Raw genomic sequence first — 3,769 nt, 5'->3', positions numbered from 1 at the left:
GTACAAGGTGATGGGAAGTTATCACTCCATCTTGGGGTTCTTCCGTGAGCTCTACTATTTCTGTACCATCGCCGGTGGAACGTTGCTGATATTCATGGGAAAAGTTCAGTCCTATGATCTGGTCACCTTCATTCTCTATGTTGGGGTGGTGCTCCCTCCCATTGATCGCCTGATCAACTTCACTGAGCAATTGCAGCAAGGCATGGCAAGCTTTGAGCGATTCACGCAGGTGATGGATGAGAACCCGGATATCCAGGATGTGAAGGATGCAAAGAGTCTGAAAATCCAGGATGGTACGGTCCGTTTCGACCATGTCTCATTCTCCTATGAGAACTCTTCAGAGGTGATCCTCAAGGATGTGGACATCACGGTTCCCGGTGGTTCTACCTATGCATTGGTAGGCGAGTCAGGAGCTGGAAAAAGCACCTTTGCCAGCTTGATCCCTCGCTTCTACGAGCCGAGTGAAGGCAAGGTGATGATTGATGGGCAAGATATTCGGGAATTGACACAGCACTCCCTCAGGCAGAATATTGGGTTTGTCCAGCAGAATGTTTTCCTCTTCGATGACACAATCCGGGAGAACCTGAAGTACGGAAAGGTTGATGCAACCGATGATCAGCTATGGCTGGCACTCGATGCAGCAAACCTCGGGGATTTTGTCCGTTCACTTCCCCTTGGTCTCGATACCCAGGTAGGGGAGAGGGGTACACTGCTCTCCGGTGGGCAGAAACAACGAATTTCCATTGCACGGGTATTCCTGAAAAATCCTCAGATTCTCATATTTGATGAGGCAACCAGCAGCTTGGATACAGAAAGCGAAGAGTTGATCAATGAAGCCTTCCACCGTCTTTCAAAGGGTCGAACAGCTATTGTCATTGCCCATCGTCTTACAACCGTCAAACATGCAGATTGCATCTTGGTTCTTGATGAGGGTAAACTGGTAGAGTCTGGAACCCATGAGCAGTTGCTTGCAATCGATGGCCAGTATGCAAAACTCTACAAGACACAGGACTTTTCTTAGCGGGAGGAGTATGCATGAAGAAGATACGCATAGCATTTGCAGGAATATTTGTAATCCCTATTATAGCGCTTTCACTTGTGTATGCATTTCCTCTTGGTTACCTGTTACGTCTCCTCGGCTTCAGAAAAGCTGGGGATCGATATCTGCGTGCTTGTGGGCACTTTATTGGCAGTTCCATCATTTTCTTTTTAGGGATCAAGGTCCATGTTGATGGAAAGGAGAACCTTCCACCCGAGCAGTCAGTATGTTACATGGCAAACCATCAGAGCATGCTCGACATAGCTGCCTTTGTAGGGCCGGTCAATCTTTGGGCATCCATCATGGCAAAGGCAGAGGTTAAGCGTATTCCTGTCATCAATCTCTGGTGTTATGCTTTGGACTGTGTTTTCATCAACCGAATAAGTCCTCGTGATGCCATCAATGCCATTCTCAGGGGTGTGGAACTTCTCAAGAGTGGAAAAAGCATGTTGATCTTCCCCGAGGGAACAAGAAGCAAGAGTGGAAGCATCGGTGAACTGAAAAAAGGGAGCCTAAAACTCGCGACTCGCTCAAACTCGGTCATCGTGCCCATGACCATCAAGGGACTACGTGCTGGGTTGGAACAGTCGCATGGTTTTAAGCGTGTTCATGCATATGTCTCCATTGGAAAGCCAATCTACACGGACAATCTGAGCACTGAAGAGCTTGCAACGCTTCATGAAACGGTCTATGGAACCATCGCCAAACGGTTTGACGAACTTCCCGGCCAAGTATAAGGGTGACCATGATCAACGCACTCTCCATAGAGCATCTCTCTTTCACCTACCAGTCATGGACAGGGAAACAGAATGATCCACTCTTTCGTGGGCTTTCTCTGCAGATCCCCTCGGGAAGCAAGACCCTCTTGCTTGCTCCCTTCAACAGGGGAAAGACTACGCTCGCAAAGATTATTTGTGGGGTCTGTCCCAAATATTTTCCAGGAGAAATGGATGGCCTGATACGTCTCTATGGAAAAGCACTTGGAGATTTGGATCCCTGGGATCTTCTGCCAGTGTGCACCTATGTCTCCCAGAACCCCCAAGAGCAGTTTGTAGCTACCTCGGTTGAGGAAGAGATTGCATTTCCTCTTGAGTCCATGGGCATGGATAGAGCAACCATGGAGGCGCGAATCGAGGAAGCAATAACACACTGGGGACTTCAGGATTTGAGAACCAGTAGTGAGCAGGAACTCAGTGGGGGGGAACGCAAACGGGTGCTCCTTGCCACGATGCAGGCTATAGATGCTTCCTTCTGGTTGTTGGACGAGGCCTTCGATGATCTGGACCAACATTGGAGAGACCAACTCAAAGATCTTATAGCAACAAGCAACAAGACGGTGCTGGTGCTTGCGAGCCGGTACCTTGGTGAGTTCGATGACCTCTTTGACCAGGTTCTCTTACTCGATGAAGGAGTTGTTGTAAAAGGTGAGACAAACTCCTTGCTTACTCGCTTTGCGCACCTCTGCGGTGATGACCTTCCAAGCCCATTGGAAAGAGAACACGTATTGCCTTCTCAAAGACGAATACTCTCCTGTCTGTCTCTCCAGGCCGAGCGTAGCAGGGTGAGTACTGCAGAAAGTGAACATTTTACATTGGAAGTACCCCAATTCCAACTGCAAAGTGGAGAGTTGGTAACCCTTGTTGGACCTAACGGAAGTGGCAAGAGTTCTTTCAGTCGCTTGCTCTGTGGTTTGGATGCTCCCCTAGGTGGGCAGATTACCATTGATGGAAAACCATATGAGGGAAAGCAACTTTCCAAACGGGTAGGGTACTTATTCCAGAGTCCTGACCTGCAAATCTTCCTTCCTACGGTTGCAGAAGAGCTCTCCTGGTCATTGAAACGTCGCTCTGACCTGTCCAGAAAGGAAGTTGAGAAGCAGGTAGCTGATTGTGCTGAACTGTTCTCCCTCGATCTTGATGATACCCCCACTACCATGAGCTATCCACTACGTAAAGCACTCCAGGCAGCAGTGTACTATCTTCTTGACCGTCCCTTCTATATTCTAGATGAACTCGACAGTGCCTTGACCTATCAGAGTGCGCTTTCCATCATTGCCCACTTACGACATAATGGGGCAGGAATCCTACTCATCACTCATGACCGGCAATTTGCCGACAAGGTAGCTCAACGTTCCTATACGATTGAGGATGGGAGGCTGAGCGCAGTATGACGACCAATACGTATATTGCAGGAACGGGTTGGCTCTACCGATTTGACCCACGTGCAAAGCTCCTGTTGATGCTCCTGATGTGTGTCTGGTTCTTTCTCCCTGTCTCCCTGCTTCATCTCTCCATTGTGGTCGGCTTGGTTATTTTATCCGGCTCTACCAATGCAGGTTGGCACCATGCATGGAGAACCTTTGTTTCCATTTCACCGATGCTTCTTTTTATGGTGCTTTTCATGCCATTCAATGTACGGGATGGATCTCCACTGTTATCCATTGGAGGTTTTACCGTGATCACGGCTGAAGGTTTGGAACAAGCCTTGAGATTGATGAGCCGATTTATCGGTATCACCTACGTGTGCACCCTGCTGTTTGCCACCACGGTTATGCATGAGGTTATGCTTGCCCTGAGGTGGTACCATCTTCCCTATAAGGCCAGCTTGGTAGTGACACTTGCCTTTACCTATATTCCGTTTATTGCGGATGGTTTCAGCCAGATATCTGAGTCTCATCGCCTACGCGAAGCTGAGGATGAGAAAAAGAAGAAATTTGGCCAACGTCTCAAG

Annotated in this window: 4 protein-coding genes; all 4 read left to right on the top strand. The window is 48.6% G+C overall.

The window, feature by feature from the left end:
• Nucleotides 1–1,021 (top strand): ABC transporter ATP-binding protein (locus JF818_RS03505; protein ID WP_198890598.1); only part of this gene is annotated, 1,021 nt, incomplete at its 5' end.
• Nucleotides 1,022–1,035: 14 nt separating this feature from the next.
• Nucleotides 1,036–1,776 carry a 1-acyl-sn-glycerol-3-phosphate acyltransferase gene (locus JF818_RS03500; protein WP_198890597.1) on the top strand — a complete coding sequence of 247 codons (741 nt, stop codon included), beginning with the start codon at nt 1,036–1,038 and terminating at the stop codon, nt 1,774–1,776.
• Between the two features lie 8 nt (nt 1,777–1,784).
• Nucleotides 1,785–3,209 (top strand): ATP-binding cassette domain-containing protein, encoded by a 1,425-nt coding sequence (locus JF818_RS03495; RefSeq protein WP_198890596.1) that lies wholly within the window; start codon nt 1,785–1,787, stop codon nt 3,207–3,209.
• A partial coding sequence (locus JF818_RS03490; RefSeq protein ID WP_198890595.1) for an energy-coupling factor transporter transmembrane protein EcfT occupies nt 3,206–3,769 on the top strand: 564 nt, incomplete at its 3' end. The genes JF818_RS03495 and JF818_RS03490, both read left to right, overlap by 4 nt.

The organism is Sphaerochaeta sp. S2 (genome assembly GCF_016406725.1).
Classification (GTDB): Bacteria; Spirochaetota; Spirochaetia; order Sphaerochaetales; family Sphaerochaetaceae; genus Sphaerochaeta.
Note: the sequence above shows the minus strand (reverse complement) of the source record. Positions and strands in the feature narration are given on the sequence as shown.

Bases quoted from the DNA above. Each gene is read 5' to 3' on its own strand.
- JF818_RS03500 (WP_198890597.1), top strand. From the start codon at position 1,036: ATGAAGAAGATACGCATAGCATTTGCAGGAATATTTGTAATCCCTATT.
- JF818_RS03495 (WP_198890596.1), top strand. From the start codon at position 1,785: ATGATCAACGCACTCTCCATAGAGCATCTCTCTTTCACCTACCAGTCA.